23 protein-coding genes are annotated in these 19,282 nt (G+C 45.9%); 19 read left to right on the top strand and 4 right to left on the bottom strand.

Annotation, left to right across the window (positions count from 1 at the left end):
• Positions 1-142 precede the first annotated feature (142 nt).
• From ACQ661_RS01310 to ACQ661_RS01290, 5 genes are all read left to right on the top strand, one after another.
• The gene (locus ACQ661_RS01310) at positions 143-628 is read left to right on the top strand and encodes an RHS repeat-associated core domain-containing protein (RefSeq protein WP_431667392.1); all 486 of its coding nucleotides are present in this window, start codon (positions 143-145) and stop codon (positions 626-628) included.
• A complete protein-coding gene (locus ACQ661_RS01305; RefSeq protein WP_146204074.1) occupies positions 534-755 on the top strand; it encodes a hypothetical protein in 222 nt (73 codons plus the stop codon). Before ACQ661_RS01310 ends, ACQ661_RS01305 begins: the two co-directional genes overlap by 95 nt.
• A 218-nt stretch (positions 756-973) precedes the next feature.
• A complete protein-coding gene (locus ACQ661_RS01300; RefSeq protein ID WP_431667391.1) occupies positions 974-1,768 on the top strand; it encodes an RHS repeat domain-containing protein in 795 nt (264 codons plus the stop codon).
• Positions 1,707-2,189: a hypothetical protein gene (locus ACQ661_RS01295; protein ID WP_431667390.1), complete on the top strand. Its 483-nt coding sequence runs from the start codon at positions 1,707-1,709 to the stop codon at positions 2,187-2,189. Before ACQ661_RS01300 ends, ACQ661_RS01295 begins: the two co-directional genes overlap by 62 nt.
• A 62-nt stretch (positions 2,190-2,251) precedes the next feature.
• On the top strand, positions 2,252-2,683 hold the full coding sequence (locus ACQ661_RS01290) for a hypothetical protein (protein WP_146204116.1): 432 nt from the start codon (positions 2,252-2,254) through the stop codon (positions 2,681-2,683).
• Here ACQ661_RS01290 and ACQ661_RS01285 read toward each other — a convergent pair.
• The 3 genes from ACQ661_RS01285 to ygfZ all read right to left on the bottom strand — a co-directional run bounded on the left by ACQ661_RS01285 (position 2,663) and on the right by ygfZ (position 4,609).
• Positions 2,663-2,911, bottom strand: coding sequence for a hypothetical protein (locus ACQ661_RS01285; RefSeq protein ID WP_313932240.1), 249 nt, complete (start codon positions 2,909-2,911; stop codon positions 2,663-2,665). The two genes, ACQ661_RS01290 and ACQ661_RS01285, sit on opposite strands and share 21 nt — an antisense overlap.
• Positions 2,912-3,179: 268 nt before the next feature.
• The gene (locus ACQ661_RS01280) at positions 3,180-3,668 is read right to left on the bottom strand and encodes an FKBP-type peptidyl-prolyl cis-trans isomerase (protein ID WP_110075195.1); all 489 of its coding nucleotides are present in this window, start codon (positions 3,666-3,668) and stop codon (positions 3,180-3,182) included.
• Positions 3,665-4,609: a tRNA-modifying protein YgfZ gene (gene ygfZ, locus ACQ661_RS01275; protein WP_257119964.1), complete on the bottom strand. Its 945-nt coding sequence runs from the start codon at positions 4,607-4,609 to the stop codon at positions 3,665-3,667. Before ygfZ ends, ACQ661_RS01280 begins: the two co-directional genes overlap by 4 nt.
• A gap of 89 nt (positions 4,610-4,698) precedes the next feature.
• On the opposite strand from ygfZ, the gene ACQ661_RS01270 reads away from it, so the two are divergent.
• Both ACQ661_RS01270 and ACQ661_RS01265 read left to right on the top strand, forming a co-directional pair.
• A complete protein-coding gene (locus ACQ661_RS01270; protein ID WP_110075194.1) occupies positions 4,699-4,971 on the top strand; it encodes a succinate dehydrogenase assembly factor 2 in 273 nt (90 codons plus the stop codon).
• Positions 4,972-5,015: 44 nt separating this feature from the next.
• Entirely contained in the window at positions 5,016-5,279 is a 264-nt protein-coding gene (locus tag ACQ661_RS01265) for a hypothetical protein (RefSeq protein ID WP_153825716.1), read from the top strand.
• Here the strand turns inward: ACQ661_RS01265 and nadB are convergent.
• A complete protein-coding gene (nadB, locus tag ACQ661_RS01260) occupies positions 5,223-6,839 on the bottom strand; it encodes an L-aspartate oxidase (RefSeq protein WP_313932241.1) in 1,617 nt (538 codons plus the stop codon). The genes ACQ661_RS01265 and nadB overlap by 57 nt on opposite strands.
• 173 nt (positions 6,840-7,012) lie before the next feature.
• On the opposite strand from nadB, the gene rpoE reads away from it, so the two are divergent.
• The 12 genes from rpoE to relA all read left to right on the top strand — a co-directional run bounded on the left by rpoE (position 7,013) and on the right by relA (position 19,271).
• Complete coding sequence (gene rpoE, locus ACQ661_RS01255) at positions 7,013-7,591, top strand: RNA polymerase sigma factor RpoE (RefSeq protein WP_110075192.1); 579 nt, start codon at positions 7,013-7,015, stop codon at positions 7,589-7,591.
• 32 nt (positions 7,592-7,623) lie between these two features.
• Positions 7,624-8,280, top strand: a complete 657-nt coding sequence (locus tag ACQ661_RS01250) for an RseA family anti-sigma factor (RefSeq protein ID WP_110075191.1) — start codon at positions 7,624-7,626, stop codon at positions 8,278-8,280.
• Positions 8,273-9,283: a MucB/RseB C-terminal domain-containing protein gene (locus tag ACQ661_RS01245; RefSeq protein ID WP_313932242.1), complete on the top strand. Its 1,011-nt coding sequence runs from the start codon at positions 8,273-8,275 to the stop codon at positions 9,281-9,283. Before ACQ661_RS01250 ends, ACQ661_RS01245 begins: the two co-directional genes overlap by 8 nt.
• A 14-nt stretch (positions 9,284-9,297) precedes the next feature.
• Entirely contained in the window at positions 9,298-9,732 is a 435-nt protein-coding gene (locus tag ACQ661_RS01240; RefSeq protein ID WP_431667389.1) for a SoxR reducing system RseC family protein, read from the top strand.
• 88 nt (positions 9,733-9,820) lie between these two features.
• A complete protein-coding gene (gene lepA, locus ACQ661_RS01235; RefSeq protein ID WP_369742310.1) occupies positions 9,821-11,632 on the top strand; it encodes a translation elongation factor 4 in 1,812 nt (603 codons plus the stop codon).
• A gap of 35 nt (positions 11,633-11,667) precedes the next feature.
• Positions 11,668-12,591, top strand: coding sequence for a signal peptidase I (gene lepB / locus ACQ661_RS01230; protein WP_431667388.1), 924 nt, complete (start codon positions 11,668-11,670; stop codon positions 12,589-12,591).
• Between the two features lie 3 nt (positions 12,592-12,594).
• Entirely contained in the window at positions 12,595-13,293 is a 699-nt protein-coding gene (gene rnc, locus ACQ661_RS01225) for a ribonuclease III (protein WP_110075187.1), read from the top strand.
• Positions 13,293-14,201, top strand: a complete 909-nt coding sequence (era, locus tag ACQ661_RS01220; RefSeq protein WP_431667386.1) for a GTPase Era — start codon at positions 13,293-13,295, stop codon at positions 14,199-14,201. The genes rnc and era overlap by 1 nt, the downstream gene beginning before the upstream one ends.
• Before the next feature lie 3 nt (positions 14,202-14,204).
• Entirely contained in the window at positions 14,205-14,957 is a 753-nt protein-coding gene (recO, locus tag ACQ661_RS01215) for a DNA repair protein RecO (RefSeq protein ID WP_153825710.1), read from the top strand.
• Positions 14,954-15,718 (top strand): pyridoxine 5'-phosphate synthase, encoded by a 765-nt coding sequence (gene pdxJ / locus ACQ661_RS01210; protein WP_110075184.1) that lies wholly within the window; start codon positions 14,954-14,956, stop codon positions 15,716-15,718. The genes recO and pdxJ overlap by 4 nt, the downstream gene beginning before the upstream one ends.
• Positions 15,719-15,721: 3 nt before the next feature.
• The gene (locus ACQ661_RS01205) at positions 15,722-17,074 is read left to right on the top strand and encodes a 23S rRNA (uracil(1939)-C(5))-methyltransferase RlmD (RefSeq protein WP_431667385.1); all 1,353 of its coding nucleotides are present in this window, start codon (positions 15,722-15,724) and stop codon (positions 17,072-17,074) included.
• A gap of 4 nt (positions 17,075-17,078) precedes the next feature.
• Positions 17,079-19,271 (top strand): GTP diphosphokinase, encoded by a 2,193-nt coding sequence (relA, locus tag ACQ661_RS01200; protein WP_431667384.1) that lies wholly within the window; start codon positions 17,079-17,081, stop codon positions 19,269-19,271.
• The last annotated feature ends 11 nt before the right edge of the window (positions 19,272-19,282 follow it).

Genomic DNA, 19,282 nt, shown 5'->3' with positions numbered 1-19,282 from the left:
TTGTCATTTACTAACTAACCATAGCTTATCTGACTCTATTCAATTCGGCTATATGAATCACTAACTTGGTGCTATATCTAAAGCCACCGGGCAGCCCAGTGGCACGAGCTATACCTACGACGGCCACAACCGCCGCGTTAAGGTGGCAGGCAACGGTGATACCCGCTACTATCTCTACAGCCAGTCGGGGCAGCTGTTATTGAGTGAAGACAACGGCGTTCAAACGAACTACATTTACCTTGGTAATAGGCTTATCGCTGAGGACCGCCAGGCAACAACCACCTTTATCCATACAGATAGGTTGGGCAGCCCTGTGGCACGAATCAACAGCACAGGAAGGGTAGAGAGTCGCCGGCATTACCAACCTTTTGGTGACACTTACGAAGCGCCAAGCGACGACATCGGATACACTGGCTATAAGTACGATAATGACTTAGGCTTGAGTTATATGCAGGCACGATACTATGATTCAGTTATAGGGCGGTTTTATAGTAATGACCCAGTTGACAGAATAATGGAGGGTGTTAGTACATATGACAAAAAAGCAACTAATTCTCCAATATGTTTTTTATATTCCCATAGCAAGTGTTCTGGGGGTTGGGGCGATTACTTTACTATTTTATTATAGCTATGGCTGGAGCCTTGAATATGCATTTTCTTGGTTTAAAGTAGCTTCTGTTTTTATAGTTATTTTATTTTACATATTAAATCTAAATGTTCTGATTAAAGTCTTGAAAAAGAAAAATGGCATGTAGCTTAATATATTGAAGGCATAAACCTTTAAATCCAAAGCCTCGCCCTCGCGCGGCTTTGTTTTTTTTGCTCACATCAAGGCAAGTAGTAGCTGTTCAATACTCAGATGAGGCGGTGCAAGGTTTCGTATCAATGCCATGCTTGGTGGCAAAAGCCATCAGTTTCTTATCGTAAAAGTTCACATCTCGTTGGTAACGGCAGAAGAACTTTAATTCCGGTAGTGTTCAGAATTCTGTGTCATTTCGATAATCTAAGCAAAAAGGACAACACTGCACTGAATCGCTTAACCAGCGTCAACGGCTCAGGTGCTGCGGCAAAGAGCTACGGCTCCTTTGATTACGACACACGAGGCAACATCACCAACAACAGCCATGTTGAGATGAGTTACAACCTAGCCAACCAGATGACCGCAGCGCTTGGCAAGAGCTATACCTACGACGGCCACAACCGCCGCGTTAAGGTGGCAGGCAACGGTGATACCCGCTACTATCTCTACAGCCAGTCGGGGCAGCTGTTATTGAGTGAAGACAACGGCGTTCAAACGAACTACATTTACCTTGGCAATAGGCTTATCGCTGAAGACCGCCAGGCAACAACCACCTTTATCCATACAGATAGGTTGGGCAGCCCGGTGGCACGAACCAACAGCACAGGAAGGGTAGAGAGTCGCCGGCATTACCAACCTTTTGGTGACACTTACGAAGCGCCAAACGACGACATCGGATACACTGGCCATAAGTACGATAATGACTTAGGCCTGAGTATTACCGATGGAACAGTCGCTCATGAAGCTGGTCATCTAATGGGAATAGATGACAAGTATATAGACAGTAAACCGCTCCCTACGTACGAGAATAATATTATGGGTAATAAATCTGGTTCAGCAGATAGTCGAAATATTAAAGAAGCTATAAAGAGTGATGTGAACTGGAAAAAGGATGAGAGGTTAAGTTATGAAAGGTCTTTTTGCGTCAATTTTAATTTTGATGACTGCCTCTGCTTGTGCGAGCACTAAGCTGTATCCTTATTGTAATGTCTTCATCGGGACAGCTTGCTTTGGAATGAAATCTGGTGATGAGTATAAATATACTTCTCAAGTGGACTTTAGGATTTATGAAATAAAACTTAGTAGTGAAGATGAGGTTAATATTTATTCGGGGTATCACCCTGCTTCTTTTGATTATGAAGGAGCCTATCTTTCAAAAGAGAGAGTCAATGGTTATTTAGTTTCAGCGTTGAAAGTTGATAACCAACGTCATCGAATTTTGATTGAGCCAGTGGGAAAGAGAGCCCCGTCCGTTGACATTAACATTTCAATGTCTTCTGGTGATAAAGGGTTAATAATCGAGTTTATTAAAAGTTTTAGAAGCTGCACGAGAACAAAATTAGAAACTGCCTGTAAGGATGATATTTTACTCCAAAGTGTGGTGCTCTAATTATAAGACTCAGGATGTTAGCGCTCCAAACTGTAGAGCGAATGGTGAGGGAGGAGAAATTTGTGGTTAGACTAATCTTACTGATTTTTTTACTATCGTCGTCTACGGTCAAAGCTGACAATGTTGAAGTGTTTTATAACGGGTTTTGGTCTCATAGCCCTTTTCCAACAACTTTAGAGCGTTTGCGTAAGACTTATTCTTTGCATTTTTCTATACATAGATATTCGATACCCGAAGAGTATTTAGATATTTTAGAAAAAGGCTTCCAACCTAACGAAGATAAATCTCTCTCTGTGGATTATGTATTCTACTTAATCGAGACTAATGACAGTGGTGAGATAGTGAAAGAATTGGCTGGTGGAAATAATATTTTATTTAATTTAACCAACAGTACTTTTAAGCGTTTAAGCGAAGTGGAGAAGAAGAAATTAAATAATTATATTAAGGATATAAGCTGCGACGATTCGGACTTCTTACCATACAAAAAGCTGTAAATATATTGTGAGTCGAAAAGCAGACAAAAGCTCTTCAGCAAATTCGCCATCTTTACAGTGGCCAAGTGACTTTTTACCGTCGGGCGTGGTTCGAACAAGGTGATCTGGGTAATCTGCCATGTTGCCATATCGCGTCTGCCCCTGAGCCAGCAACTCACTGCTTAACTTCCCAGATTGGCTATCGCGCTCGACTTCCTCAGACAGGGCGAGCACATCAAGATAAGTCATAACTATTCACTATTCAGATGAGACGGTGCAAGGTTTCGTGTCAATGCGATGCTTGGTGGCAAAAGCCATCAGTTTTGCAGTAAGGCATGAACACACCGCAACGTTAGTGTGTGATGCTCCGAAAAGTAAATTATTGTGACAAAGCCTGTGCCGAAAGCTTCTTTCACTCATTAAAAGTGGAAGCGCTTCAGGACGATCCCATCATAAATAAAAAAGCACAGCTCAGATAGAGTTGTGCCTTTTATCATTATTAAGTCGATGTGGTTAGTTAGCCGTGCTGGTGATTACCGTCAGCATGAACGTGACCATGGTCAAGTTCACTCGGATCTGCATCACGAACTTCCACTACTTCAACGTTAAAGGTTAGTTCAACGCCAGCTAGCGGATGGTTACCGTCAACAGTAACTTCTTCGTCAGCTACGTCGACAATCATTACTGATTGCTCACCGTGGTCAGTACTTGCACGGAATTGCATACCAACGGCAACTTCATTATCACCAAACAGGCTCCGTGGAACTGTCTGAATAAGACCTTCGTGGCGTTCGCCATAAGCGTCAGCAGGGGCGATTTCTGCATCAAACTTATCACCAGAAACTTTGCCGGCTAAAGCGTCTTCTAGTCCTTTAATTAACATGCCACGGCCAAAGATAAACTGGAGTGGTTGACCTTCTTTTGATTGGTCTAGTACGTTTCCTTCTTTGGTTTTCACGGTGTAGTGAATACCAACAACTTTGTCCTGGCTAATTGATTGAGTCATGATTCATCCAAGTTATAAGGCAGTGGGTAAATTTCCAAAAGACTCGCGTCATCATCCTTCAGTCGTAATCGCGTAGATGCTTCAATATCATTGGGCAACACTGCTAATACGTCGAGTTGATGCTTGGCATGGCTCACTGCATTAATTACCGTGCCGGCACGCCGCCAATTGTCGCCAAGCTGCTGTTCTATGGTTGCTCCTGGAGCTGCCATTTCAGCTTGGCCACGAAGACGAAAAAGTGCACGCTTCTGCTTACCCAGATATTTCATCCGGGCTATGGTCTCTTGGCCGATATAACACCCCTTCGTAAAACTAATGCCATTTAATGCTTGAACATTAAGCATTTGGGGTACGTATTCCTGTATTGTACCTGAAAGTAGGGTAGCTCGGCCACGCTCTATTTCCAGGGTATGCCATAGTTTGCTTTCAGAGTTAGTAGGTAAGTCATCTTGCTTACTAACAATCAGAAACTGGTCTGGCTGGGAACCTAATTGTAATGCCACCGCAGTTTCTGTAGGTGTAGCTGCTTGTAGCGAGTTACTACATAACGGATGTTGGAGCTGTTCCGCTAACCGCGCTGGTGCGGCAGTACCAAATAAACCATAAACGCTTAGGTTAGTAGACTCATCGACAATGGTAGTTTGGCTAAACACGCCAAATTTCTGCAATTGAGCTAAAGAGGCCTGAAGTGCAGGTAACGTCGTAATAAGCAGTACACTTTCGTGCCAACGCGTCACGAATAAAGTACTAAGTGCTTTTCCTTTATTGTCACAATGAGCTGCGTATAACCAATTAGAGTCTCCAAGTTGGTTCATGTCACAGGTAAGCTGTCCCTGTAAAAACGTATCCGTTTGTGGTCCAGTTAGAGATACTACACCGTATTCTGGCAATGAAACCGTTACGTATTCTGGGGGAGCTTTGGTAAACTCTGTTGTTAACACGCTAATCACCTCGTTTTCCGCTATTAATGTCAAAGGTGGGGACGAATTATGATTATACAAGTACTTTTTATGGGTCAGAAGGAATCATCATGCAAAAACTTCAACAAAACGCCGAATCTTTAAAAAATAAAAACCGATTACGGTGGGCTTGTCGCCGAGGAATGCTAGAGCTTGATGTGCTATTTATGCCATTTGTAGAAGATGCTTACGATGACTTAGACGCTGCTCAGCAAGAAGCCTTTCGGCGTCTACTAACGTGCGATGATCCGGATCTCTTTGCTTGGTTTATGGGGCATCAAGAGTGTGAAGATAAAGAGTTAGCCGGCATGGTGGAGTTTATTCTGAGCCGAGTAAAAGTTTAGTGGCGCTGCTGCGGCTAGCCCTACAGCCTTGGCGTCGGTTTGCTGTGTCGACTCAGATTTGGGGAGTCGACACAGAGACCGGTAACTGGATGCAACTGGATGATTTAGATCAACGTCAGTGGCAGGCAGCAGCATTGAGTTGGGTCACACCTTGGTTTTTGCTAGTACGGCTACACCAAAGTGACCAGCCGCACCAGCACCGATGGTGGTGGTGCTGGCAAGGCTGGGTCAGCGAGGCTGATTATCGACGATTATCGAGATGGCTGTTGCGGCGGCGTGAGTACAGTGGGTTGGGCATTCGGAAGTAACTCAGGATAGTCTAAGTTGTAATGCAAACCCCGGCTTTCATGACGTGCCATGGCGCAGCGCACGATGAGTTCTGCCACGGTAACCAAATTTCGCAATTCGAGTAGGTTATTACTAACTTTACAGTGGCTATAATATTCGTGAATTTCTTGCTGTAATAACTCAATTCGCCGCAATGCACGCTCTAAGCGCTTATTGGTGCGAACAATACCAACGTAATCCCACATAAATAGGCGCAATTCATGCCAGTTGTGTTGAATAATCACTTCTTCATCAGAATCACTGACTTTACTTTCATCCCAAGCAGGAAGTTGTGTTAATAATTCCATTTGATTAACACGTGCGGAAATGTCTTGTGCTGCCGAACGGGCGAAGACCAAGCATTCTAACAACGAATTACTAGCCATGCGGTTAGCACCATGAAGACCTGTGTAGGCGACTTCGCCGATAGCATATAAGTTATGGATATCAGTACGCGCATTTAAATCAGTCTTTACGCCACCACAGGTATAGTGTGCCGCTGGTACCACTGGCATCGGTTGCTGGGTAATATCAATCCCGAGGCTTAGACACTTTTCATAAATATTCGGGAAGTGTTCGCGTATAAAAGCAGCTGGTTTGTGCGATATATCTAGATACATGCAATCTGCTCCGAGACGCTTCATTTCATAATCGATGGCTCTCGCCACCACATCGCGCGGCGCTAGTTCTGCGGCTTCATGAAAATCAGGCATGAACCTACTACCATCAGGGCGTTTTAGTACAGCGCCTTCGCCTCGTAAGGCTTCTGTCAGCAAGAAAGTCTGCGCATTAGGGTGAAACAAGCAGGTTGGATGAAACTGATTGAATTCCATATTAGCGACTCGGCAGCCAGCTCGCCACGCCATAGCAATACCATCACCGCTAGCGATATCCGGATTACTGGTGTATTGATACACTTTAGAGGCACCGCCCGTAGCCAATGCCACAAACTTTGCGGCTATGGTTTCCACCTGTTCGGTAACTCGATTCCAGATATAGGCGCCATAACAGCGACCACTGCTACCACCGATATGCTTATCGGTAATTAAATCGATCGCATTGACGCGCTCGACGACCTGAATATTGGGATGTTTTTTAACTTCATCTACTAGGGTGGTTTGAACTGCTCTACCAGTTGCATCAGCAGCATGCAAAATACGGCGATGACTATGACCGCCTTCTTGGGTTAAATGAAAACGAGGTTGGCCTTGCTCATCAGCAACGCGGTCGAATCCGACTCCAAGTTCAATCAGCCACTGTAAACTTTGCTTCGCATGGCGAGTGGTAAACTCTACAGCTGCCGGTTCACATAAACCGGCGCCCGCAATCAACGTATCCTCAATGTGGCTTTCAATGCTATCATTCTCGTCAAAGACGGCAGCAATGCCTCCTTGCGCGTAGTAGGTTGAACCTTCAGTGAGAGGGCCTTTAGATAAAACGATAACGCGAGTTTGAGCAGCTAACTGTAAAGCTAAAGTTAAACCTGCAGCACCGCTGCCAATAACTAGCACATCGCATTGATAATGAGCGTGTTGTTCCATAAAATATGTTGGATATCCGCGTGCAAGACGCTGTGTTGCCAAATAGATAAACCCGATTTTACTCTTTTGAATTTTTTTTGCGAACTTTTTACTCGGTGATAGGTCATAGCTACAGATAAGAAAAACGGGGCCTATCATCTGACGTACCAAGGGGTTGAGGAGAACAAGCTCGGATGAGCGATTTAGATACAGATAAAGCCCTGGTAGAACGAGTTCAACAAGGTGATCAACGAGCGTTTGATTTACTTGTTAAAAAATATCAGCACAAAGTGATGAGCCTAATAGCGCGGTACGTGAAGCAGCCTGCGGATGTGCCAGACGTAGCTCAAGAAACTTTTGTGAAAGCTTACCGAGCTTTGGCAAACTTTAGAGGTGATAGTGCTTTTTATACTTGGCTCTATCGAATTGCTGTAAACACCGCCAAAAATTATTTGGTATCGCAAGGGCGAAAACCTCCTGCGAGTGATGTAGATGCAGAAGAAGCAGAATATTATGAAGGAGCTGGTGCTCTCAAAGACGGAGCATCGCCCGAAAGTTTATTACTGACCGATGAGATTCGTGATGTGGTGATGCGGACCATCGATGGATTACCAGAGGACTTACGCCAAGCGATTCTCCTTCGTGAGATGGAAGGTTTAGGTTACGAAGAAATAGCGATTGAAATGGATTGCCCCATTGGTACTGTGCGGTCTCGAATTTTTCGGGCTCGTGAAGCAATAGACCAGCAGTTGCGGCCATTATTAGAGCGTTAAATATAAGTGCGCAAAATTACTGAGGAATAACTATGTCAGAGCGTCGTTTACAAACTACTTCAGCATTGTTAGATGGTCACACGAGTGATCTTGATGATGAAGTCAGTCCGTTCAGCGCTAATTTCGATGAGGTGTTAGGTGATCCAGAAGCTCATCGAGCATGGCAACGTTATGCCTTTATTGGGCAAGTCATTCGACACCAACAAAGCGACTGTTGGCAAGTAGATATTAGTGCCAAGGTGGCAAGTGCAGTCGCTGCAGAAACTACAGTAAATGTTGAGAAAAAATTAATAGAGCCGAACCTAACTCAAGGTGGTGCATCTGCCAAAGCAGCTATGCGCTGGTTAAAGCCAGCAGCAAGTGTTGCGATTGCGGCAAGTGTTGCGATTGTTGCGGTATTATCGGTACAGCAAACCGGTATCAATGGTCAACTTGAAGCAGAGATACTTGAGCCGACGACACCGGCTTTAGTAACTAACCCCTTTGGCGGTCGTAACCCAGTAAGTTTTAATACTGTGGTACCCAATCAACAGCCGAGTGCGGCAGAAGTTGCTGAGCAGCGCATGCTGTTAGAGGCTTATATGCTAGATCATCAACGACAGTTGAATATTTCGTTACAAGAACAGACGAAAAAAGCTGCGATTACAGAGACCCAACAACCTGAGCCACAAGCGCCACAGAATGATTAAACATGCCTTTGCTGTTGCTCTGCTTAGCGGAGCAACACTTTTGTTTATGCCCGCCGCGGCAATGGAACAACCTAACTTAAACTTAAACGAAGATGCAGTAACTCAAGCTGAGAATATAGGGCAGCACTGGTTTAATCGCATGGCGTCTGCATTACGCGAGTTAAATTTTCAGGCTACGTTAGTGCGTAGTCAGGGACAACGCATGCAGCCTTTACAATGGTCTCATGGTGTTTTAGAAGACGGTCTTGAAGTTGAGTTACTGCAACACCTCAATGGGGCAGACGTCAGAATTTTAAGGTTAGGTAATCAAACCTCTTATTATTTTCAGCCATCAGATCGCTCTTATTTTGTGCAAACAGATATCACACCGGGACTGTTGCCTCGAGCTTTTTATCAATCTTTTTCTCACATCAATGATCACTATCAAGTTGTTGCCGTTGAAGGACACCGAATTGTCGGCCGTATGGCTCAATATCTTCGTCTGGTGAGTAGAGACAACTATCGTTATCACTACGATTTATGGGTAGACAGTGAAACCGGTATGCTACTGCGTTTGCAAATGCTTACGCCACAACGCGAAGTCTTAGAAGAATTGCAACTGACTTCTATCGATCTTCCCGCCGCATCGCCGATTGCATTGCAAGCATTAGAGGGCGTTCAGCGGCCCCCAAGACTATATCACCACCAACAACAAGAGCCCTTACAATTTGGCCTCTATCCACAATGGTTACCGAGTGGCTTTAGCCATCAAGCTCAACATCATCGTCGTCTTTCAAACACCGGATTAGCTACCGATTACTTTCTGTTTAGTGATGGCTTAACTGAGGTATCGATTTATGTTACCGATGGCGATAGTCAGCGTTTACCGGGATTGGCGTTAGAGGGAGTCGACTCGCTCTTTAATACGCAAACGAATGGTTATGCGATAACGGTAGTGGGCAAGTTGCCGGTTGCAACTCTGCAGCGAATTGGCGAGAATATGGCTTTGGGTCAGCCTGATTAATGTAGGTACAAAACATGATTCGTGAACTAGCTGAAGTTATTGCAGTGGATGAGTCGAGCCTGTTAGTAGCTACCCAACTCAAAACCGGCTGCAGTGGTTGTGCACAACAAAACACCTGCGGTGCTGGAGTGATATCTAAAGCCTTTGCGGACCGCCGTGCGCAGTTTCGGGTGGCTAAACCGATGGGCGATTTTCGTGTTGGCGAACAGTTAGAACTGCTCTTGCCAGAGCAAACCTTAACGCACTTTTCATTACTTATGTACGGTCTACCTATCGTTGTGTTAACTCTACTAGCAATGCTGCTAACTAAGTTTACCAGTTGGCCTGAAGGCTGGATCATTTTGACGGCATTTGCTGGGTTTGGATTGAGTTTTATCGGTCTTAAAAAATGGCTATCACAACGCGATATTCAGATTAACAAGCAGCTAAAAGTAGAACAAATCAGCTGATTTCTCCGAAAATCCTTTGTTACTCGCCGTATTATCAGTATGATCAGCGGTTAATTCGTATTCCTATTTTGTTTTTGCGGGGGCATTAATGCCAGATAAGGCGTTTAAGCAAGCAAATATTCGCAATTTTTCAATTATTGCGCACATTGACCACGGTAAATCAACGTTGTCTGACCGTCTCATCCAGCACTGTGGAGGCCTAACTGATCGTGAAATGGCCGCTCAAGTATTAGACTCGATGGACCTAGAACGAGAGCGTGGCATTACTATTAAAGCACAGAGTGTAACGTTACATTACACGGCACAAGATGGTGAAACCTATCAGTTAAACTTCATTGATACACCAGGACACGTAGATTTCACCTATGAGGTGTCGCGTAGCTTGGCTGGTTGTGAGGGTGCTTTGCTAGTGGTTGACGCAGCGCAGGGTGTAGAGGCGCAAACATTAGCAAACTGCTATACCGCAATTGAAATGGATCTTGAAGTTGTGCCGATTTTGAACAAGATCGATTTACCGCAAGCGGATCCACTGCGGGTAGCTGAAGAAATTGAAGATATTGTGGGTATCGAAGCGATTGATGCGGTGCAATGCTCCGCAAAAACTGGGATTGGTATTGAAGAAGTCCTTGAGCGAATTGTTCGTCAAATACCGCCACCACAAGGAGATCCTGATGCTCCGTTACAAGCGCTGATCATTGATTCATGGTTTGATAATTATCAAGGAGTAGTGTCTCTCGTTCGGGTGAAGAACGGGACGTTGCGGGCCGGTGATAAGATGAAAGTGATGTCTACCGGACAATCCTACCAGATCGATAAAGTTGGCTTTTTCTCACCGAAACCTACAGAAACAGGTATTCTACGCTGTGGTGAAGTAGGCTTTGTGATTGCCGGTATTAAGGAAATTCTTGGGGCGCCGGTGGGCGATACCTTAACCCTTGCTAAGCAACCAGCCGATGCAGCACTCCCAGGCTTTAAGAAAGTTAAGCCACAGGTATACGCAGGGATGTTCCCGATTTCGTCAGACGATTACGAAAACTTTCGAGATGCTCTAGCAAAACTATCTCTCAACGATGCTTCGTTGTTTTATGAACCGGAGAACTCGGCTGCGCTTGGCTTTGGTTTTAGGATAGGTTTCTTGGGCATGCTGCACATGGAAATTATCCAGGAGCGGTTAGAGCGAGAGTATGACATAGATCTTATTACGACTGCACCGACGGTGGTTTACAAGGTTCTAAAAAAAGACGGCAAAGAAGTTAACGTGGATAACCCAGCGAATTTGCCAGCGCTTAACGATATTGACATCATTTATGAACCCATTGTAGAAGCAAATATCTTGGTGCCTCAGGACTATTTAGGCAACGTGATTACTTTGTGTGTCGACAAGCGCGGCGTGCAAACGAAAATGGCCTACCATGGCAAACAAGTTGCAGTAACCTACGAGTTACCTATGGCTGAAGTTGTGATGGACTTTTTTGACCGCTTAAAATCAACAAGCCGTGGGTACGCCTCACTCGATTATCAGTTTAAGCGCTTTCAAGAAGCCGATATGGTGCGAGTGGATGTGTTAATTAACGGTGACAAGGTTGACGCTTTAGCGATGATTACTCATCGCGATAATGCGCAAGGTCGTGGCCGTGAGTTAGTCGATAAGATGCGGGAACTGATTCCGCGCCAGATGTTTGATATTGCGATTCAGGCAGTTATTGGGACGCATGTTATCGCGCGCTCGACGGTAAAACAGTTACGTAAAAACGTTATCGCTAAGTGTTATGGCGGGGATGTTAGTCGTAAGAAAAAATTACTGCAGAAGCAAAAAGAAGGTAAAAAACGGATGAAGCAACTAGGTAATGTTGAAGTTCCGCAAGAAGCCTTCTTAGCTGTACTCAAGGTTGGTAAATAAGACGACATTGGCGTCACGATAAGGAAAAAGCACGAATGGCCAATTTTTATTCGGTGTTGTTGACAATTGTCACCTTGGTGGCAGGTGCGGTCTGGTGGTATGACGCACGTTACAAAAAGCCAGTACGCTTGCAACGTATTCAAGCCGAAGAGCAACGTTTGCAACAACAGTTGGATGAAGAGGCGCGAGCTCGGATTGCCCCTCAAGGGCGCTTAGCCGAGTTTGCGCAGTCGGTGTTTCCGGTGTTGTTCGTGATACTTATTCTACGTTCATTTATTTTTGAGCCGTTCAGAATACCTTCAGCGTCGATGATGCCAACCATGTTGGCCGGTGACTTTATCTTGGTACAAAAGTTTAGTTACAGCTTACGAGATCCTATTTTTCGTACCGAATTGATGAAAACTGGTACCCCACAACGGGGTGATATTGCGGTCTTTAAATACCCAGGTAACCCACAACTGGATTACATTAAACGAATCATTGGTACGCCTGGCGACCGGATAATATATCGTAATAAAACGTTATATTTAGAGCCTGCATGTGTTGAGCAATCCAGTGAATGTCCACAAATGCAGGTGATTGAACGGGATGTGACGGCTCAGGATGAAGTTTATTTTAGCCGGTCTACTCCTTTGGTGCGCTACCAAGAGCAGTTGGGTAATGTGACCCACGAAATTCTTATTGATCCAACTATTGCACCACGCACTCCGTATTTTTATCAGCAAGAAGGCACGGCTCCTGATGAATGGATAGTACCCGAAGGACACTATTTCTTTATGGGTGATAACCGTGATAATTCTGAAGATAGTAGATACTGGGGCTTTGTACCAGAGCATTATCTGGTAGGTCGTGCTACTTTTATTTGGATGAGTTTTGAAATGGACCGTAGCCGGAATAGCTGGCTACCGCAATGGGTTCCTACTGGCGTTCGCTGGCACAGACTCGGAACCGTGGAGTAATAAGTGAGTTTACCAAAACCACCTATTCATAAGTTAGAACAAGCGTTTGGTTATCGTTTTAATAATCGTGATCAGTTAGCGCAAGCCTTAACTCACCGTAGTGCGGCGGCGCAACACAACGAACGCCTAGAGTTTTTAGGCGACTCGGTGTTAGGAATTATTATTTCCGAGGCCCTGTTTGAACGCTTTCCGAAAATAGATGAAGGCGATTTAAGCCGAATGCGCGCCACTTTAGTTTGTGGTCGCTCATTAGCTAAGCTTGCCCAGCAATTTGAGTTAGGTAAATATCTGGTGCTGGGGCCAGGTGAAATGAAGAGCGGCGGCCATCGGCGTGAATCTATTCTTGCTGATGCAGTGGAGGCTTTGCTTGGTGCTATGTACCTAGAAAGCGATTTAGTGACCTGTCGTCAAGTTGTGCTGCGTTGGTTTGCTCCTCACTTAGCTGCGATAAAACCTGGCGTCAGCCATAAAGATCCCAAAACGCGATTACAAGAATTTTTACAGGGTCGGCAATGTGCATTGCCGCTTTACGAAGTTGTGGCGACCCAAGGCCAGGCGCACAATCAACAGTTTACCGTGAGTTGCCAAGTAGACGGTTTGGCAGAAGTGGTGCTTGGTACTGGTACCAGTAGACGCAAAGCTGAACAGAAGGCCGCGGCAGCAACGTTAGAGTTGCTACAACACCAGCAGGAACCTGTGTAATGGATGTGACTGAATATCAATCAGAGTCAGCTTTTGTCGCGATTGTAGGGCGTCCCAATGTGGGCAAATCTACCTTACTGAATCGTATTCTTGGACAAAAAATTAGTATAACCTCGAACAAGCCACAAACCACTCGACATCGAATTTTGGGTATCGAAACTGAAGGTGATAGACAAATAGTCTATGTTGACACGCCAGGATTGCATCAAGATGAGAAAAAGGCGATTAATCGACTCATGAATCGCGCTGCTGCAAGTTCTATGAGTGGTGTTGAAGTGGTTTTATTTGTGGTGGAAGCAAATCGCTGGACCACCGATGATGAGATGGTACTTAACAAACTTAAGAAATCTCAACGTCCTGTTATTTTGGTTGTGAACAAGATCGATCAGATAAAGGATAAAAGTAGTTTATTGCCACAGCTGGAACAATTAGCAGCGCGACATACATTTGCCGAGATTGTGCCTCTGTCTGCCGCTACTGGCGATCAAGTTGAGGCTTTACGTAGTTTAGTTCATCAATATGCCAAACCAGGTGTGCATCACTTTCCTGAAGATTATGTTACCGATCGATCATTGCGTTTTATGACCGCTGAAATAGTGCGTGAAAAACTCATGCGTTTTACCGGCGATGAATTGCCATACAGTACGACCGTTGAGATTGAACAATTTCGCACTGCAGATAATGGTACCACCCATATTCATGCGTTGATTTTGGTCGAACGAGAGGGACAAAAGCGGATGATTATTGGCGCTGGTGGCAGTAAGTTAAAAACCATTGGTACTGAAGCGCGAAAAGATCTCGAGCCATTGATTGGTGGCAAAGTCCATTTGCAGCTCTGGGTTAAAGTAAAATCCGGCTGGGCTGATGATGAACGAGCACTCCGCAGCTTAGGGTATGGTGAGGATTAAGCCATGCAACCGGCATATGTGCTGCATCGCTGGCCTTATCAGGATAGCAGCCTACTGGTTGAATTATTTACTCTGCAGCACGGGCGATTTCGGGTTATTGCGAAGGGAGCTAAGCGGCCCAAAAGCCGCTGGCGAAGTATCCTTCAGCCCTTTACACCGTTGCTGGTTGAAACTCGCGGTAAACACGAATTACAAACGCTTGTTGATGCCGAAGCCAGTGCACCAGCCTTTGCGCTGCAGGGGGTTAACCTCTACAGCGGTTTTTACCTTAACGAGCTATTACAACGTCTGACATCAATCTATCAGCCGTTAGATGGGGTGTTTGATGACTATCAGCAAGCACTGCAGCTATTAACGCAGATGGCCCAAATAGAACCTGTCTTGCGTCGTTTTGAATGGCAACTACTGTGTCATTTAGGGCACGGTTTTGATTGGTTTTATGATACTCAGCAACAGCCTGTAGTAGCGAACAGCCATTACTTATTTGTGCCAGAAGCTGGTTTCAGTGCTGTTAGCGCAACACCTCACTCCTATGCCGGTAGCGATTTACTTAAATTAGCTGCTTTCGAATTAAACGATAGTAGGCTACTTAACGTATTCAAACGTTTAATGCGAGAAGCGCTCGCACCCTATTTAGGGCCCGCACCGCTTCGTAGTCGCGAATTATTCATACAGTTGCAAGTAGCGTCAAGCACGGCTAACCAGCCAGTGGTGGCGCCGCTGAGCACAGAAACACCCAAAGGATACACATCATGAGCTTGCAGCAATTTCCCATTTTGTTAGGGGTCAATATTGATCATGTCGCTACACTACGAAATGCTCGTGGCGTCAGCTATCCGGATCCGGTAACAGCAGCTGCGTTAGCAGAACAGGCTGGAGCCGATGGTATAACTATTCACTTGCGTGAAGATCGTCGTCATATCCATGATCGCGATGTTGAGTTGCTCGCCCATACTCTGCAAACCAGAATGAATCTAGAAATGGCGATAACTGATGAAATGCTAGCCATTGCTGCAAAAGTTAAGCCGGCTTATAGCTGTTTAGTGCCCGAAAAACGTGCTGAGCTTACTACTGAGGGTGGTTTAGATGTAGCTGGCCAGCTTGCACGAGTAACTGATGCAGTAGCAAGTTTAGCAAGTCATGGCACTATCGCTTCTTTGTTTATTGATGCCGATAAAAAGCAAATTGATGCGGCCAAAGCCAGTGGTGCTCAAGTGATAGAGCTGCATACCGGGCATTACGCTGAACAAACGACTGAAGCAGGGCAACAACAAACGCTTCAGCAACTAAGAGACGCAGCTGATTATGCGCATGGTCTTGGTTTACAAGTAAACGCAGGTCATGGTTTGCATTATCATAATAGCGCTGCAATAGCGGCAATTTTACCGTTAGTAGAGTTGAATATTGGGCATGCCATCATAGCTCGAGCGGTGCTGGTAGGATTGGATCAAGCCGTGCGTGACATGAAGCAGCTGTTGCAGCAAGCTCGCATGCAAGCTATCGCAGAGCTGAACTAAGGGATGGCGCAGTTTTATCGGCCTGGTCAAGGGCCGCAGCAGCGAAAACGCAAAGCTAAGCCAAAACCTGCAACTATTGCAGCAGCAGATGTGGTTGGGCTGGATCATTTTGGTCGCGGTGTCGTGCGTAGTGCGCAAGGGGTTAAATTTGTGGCTGGGGCCTTACCTGGCGAAGTTATCGACTACGTTGAGAGTAGCAAGTACGAGGCGGAACTTTTAGCGGTACAGCAATCTAGCCCTGAGCGGCAGCAACCGGCCTGTGAATTCTATCGGCAGTGCGGTGGTTGTGACTTGCAGCATTTTAATGTAGCAGCACAACAGCAGCATAAGCAGCAAGTAGTCACTGAGTTATTGCATAAGTTTGCTGGAATTGATGTCACTGCAGGCACGTCAGTGTGGCAACCGACGCTTAGCGGCAGCCCTTGGAACTACCGTCGACGGGCTCGCTTAGCAGCTCATTATGATAAAAGTAAACGGCAGCTCACGTTGGGGTTTCGGGCCAGAAAAAGTAAAACCATCGTGCCGATTTCTGAGTGTGCTACGTTAGCGCTAGCGTTAAATAACTTGTTGGCTCCGTTGCGTGCATGCTTAGCTGAGCTCAAACTGGTGCCGTTTTTGGGGCATGTAGAACTCCTTGAAACCACAGCTGAGCCGCTAGTGGTGTTGCGTTTAACTCGTTCGTTGGCAGCCGCCGATAGAGCACGTTTAGTGGCATTTTCAGAACACCATCAAGTGCGCATCGCATGGCAGGATGAGCAGCAGGTTCATTGGTTAGATACTGGGCCGCTTCCTCAATACGCAACTTGGCAGGCTAAACTGCAGTTTAACCCAGGAGACTTTTTACAAACTCACCGTGATTTAGCTGAGGCTATGGTCGCCCAAGCTCTGCAATGGCTTGAGCCAGAATCTGGTGATACTATTTTGGAGTTATTTGCCGGTAGTGGCCATTTTACTATTCCGTTTGCTCGCAGTGGGGCTCAGGTAACGGCAATAGAGGGTGTACCTAGTATGGTCCGGCAATTACAGCACAACGCCCACCTGCATGGCGTAGCTGTGACTGCGGCGTGCAGCAACTTAGCCCAGCCCTGGGCGCAAAGTGCAGCAGCAAAGCTATTGCAAGGGCCATTCAACAAGGTGCTGCTGGACCCAGCTAGAGCTGGTGCCGCGCAAGCAGTACAAGAGTTAGTGCGGATGCAACCAGCGCAAATTCTGTATATTTCTTGTGCTCCGGATACCTTAGCGAGGGATGCCGCGACGCTGGTGCAAGGCGGTTATCACTTAAAACAAGCACAACTGGTTGACATGTTTCCGCAGACCCATCACATTGAGGTTATGACACTATTCGAAAGGGAGTAAAGCCGTGGTTTTTGTGCGCAGTACCCATGTTGACAAACCGAGTCAAACGGGCGGGGATTGGTTAGCTCACGTTGACTCTAAGCAGCGCAAGCAAGCGTTAACTGAGCTTAGTCAACAGTTACAACAGCTGTTAGTGAAGCAACCTAAAGCTGCGCACATTGAACTGAAAGGTCAAGAAATGGTGGAGATCCTAGCTGGTTTAGGATTGGACCAAGAGACCCTAGTAGCGGCCTTACTCAGCCCTGCCTACGAACTTAAGCTACTGACACCGGAGCAAGTGACGGCGTGGGGTGGTGAGTCCTTATTGCAGCTGATGCAAGCAGTACAGCAGATGCAGAGCATTAGCGCCTTGCAACATTTTCAGCATGGTAAACCTAACGATGCGCAAATAGATAATGTACGTCGCATGTTGCTGGCGATGGTGGCAGACGTACGAGCAGTGTTAATTAAACTAGCTGAACGTATTTGTTTTTTAAGAGAAGTCAAAGGATTAGACGAAGAAACACGAGTTCTTGCCGCTAAGGAATGCCATGAAATTTATGCGCCACTAGCTAATCGATTAGGCATTGGTCAACTCAAGTGGGAACTAGAAGATCTCGCATTCAGGTACTTGCATCCAAACACCTACAAAGCTATTGCCAAACAGCTCTTGGAACGACGTATTGATCGTGAAACATATATTCATGATTTTGTGCAACATCTACAGCAGGCACTGCATGATGAAGGCGTAGAAGCTACCGTTTACGGGCGGCCTAAGCATATCTACTCGATTTGGCGAAAAATGCAGAAAAAGCATCTTAACTTTACCGAGTTGTATGACATCCGTGCCGTTAGGATCATTACCGCGTCGCTAAAAGACTGCTACGCCGCGTTGGGCGTAGTTCATAGTTTATGGCGTCATATTGGCTCTGAATTTGATGATTATATTGCCACTCCTAAGGCTAACGGGTATCAATCGATTCACACCGTGGTGCTTGGGCCTGCTGATAAACATGTAGAAATACAAATTCGCACCCAAACCATGCATGATGATGCTGAACTTGGGGTTGCAGCCCACTGGATGTACAAAGAGGGGGCGGCAGTTAGTAAAGGGCAAGGCCTAGAAGAAAAGATCGCGTGGCTGCGCAAATTGTTAGCTTGGCATGATGATATGGCGGGCAACGATGAATTAGTGGCAGAAATTCGCTCTCAAGTATTTGAAGATAGGGTGTATGTATTTACTCCAAAAGGAGAAGTGATAGATTTACCTAACGGCGCAACGCCGTTAGATTTTGCCTATTACATCCATTCACAAGTTGGGCATCGCTGTGTTGGAGCCAAAGTGGATGGCCATATTGTACCTTTTACTTATGCGTTAAAAAATGGCGAGCGGGTAGAAATTCTTACGCAAAAGAATGCGCAACCGCGCCGCGATTGGCTCAATCCTACCAGTGGTTATCTACAAACCTCGCGTGCCCGGGCTAAAGTAGCCACTTATTTCAAAAAGCTTGATCGTGATAAAAATATTAAAGCAGGTAAAGAGCTACTCGAGCCAGAGCTAGCAAAACATGGCATTCCCCTGAGTGCTGCCGAGCAGGTTCTTGAGCGCTTTAATATGACGCACTTAGATGACTTAATTGCCGGCATCGGTGCGGGTGATGTGCGCTTGCAGCATGTGGTAAACCAACTTAAACCAGCCACAGATACAGCGGCCGAGCGCATCGAGCGACTCACAGCCAAACCTGCCAAGCAGCGCACTGGTAAACAGAGCGATGTCACTGTTGAAGGGATTGGTAATCTCCTCGTGCAATTTGCCAAATGCTGTCAACCGGTGCCAGGTGATAGTATTTTAGGCTTTGTAACTCAGGGGCGGGGCGTTTCAGTACACCGCAAGGATTGTGAGCAGTTGCAGCATCTTTTAGACCAACATCCTGAGCGTGCATTGGCGGTAAGCTGGAGTGAACAAAAGCAAGCTAACTATCGAGTTGATTTGCGCCTTATCGCAAATGATCGTCAAGGATTATTGCATGACATTACCAGCGTCTTAGCCAATGAACGTGCTAGCGTGGCGCAACTTGATTCGAAACGAGATGAAGCTAGTGCTCTAGCCAGTATTCGGGTTGGCGTGATGGTAGCGGACCAAGCAGGTTTGCAGCGCTTAGTCAGTCGTCTAAGCCAACTCAAAGGTGTGCATGAAGTGGTGCGAGTGCCAGCTTGATAGGTAAGGAA

Source organism: Pseudidiomarina sp. WS423, from assembly GCF_050750165.1.
Lineage (GTDB): Bacteria > Pseudomonadota > Gammaproteobacteria > Enterobacterales > Alteromonadaceae > Pseudidiomarina > Pseudidiomarina fusca.
The sequence above is the reverse complement of the archived record's forward strand: the minus strand, read 5'-3'. Positions and strand labels throughout refer to the sequence as shown.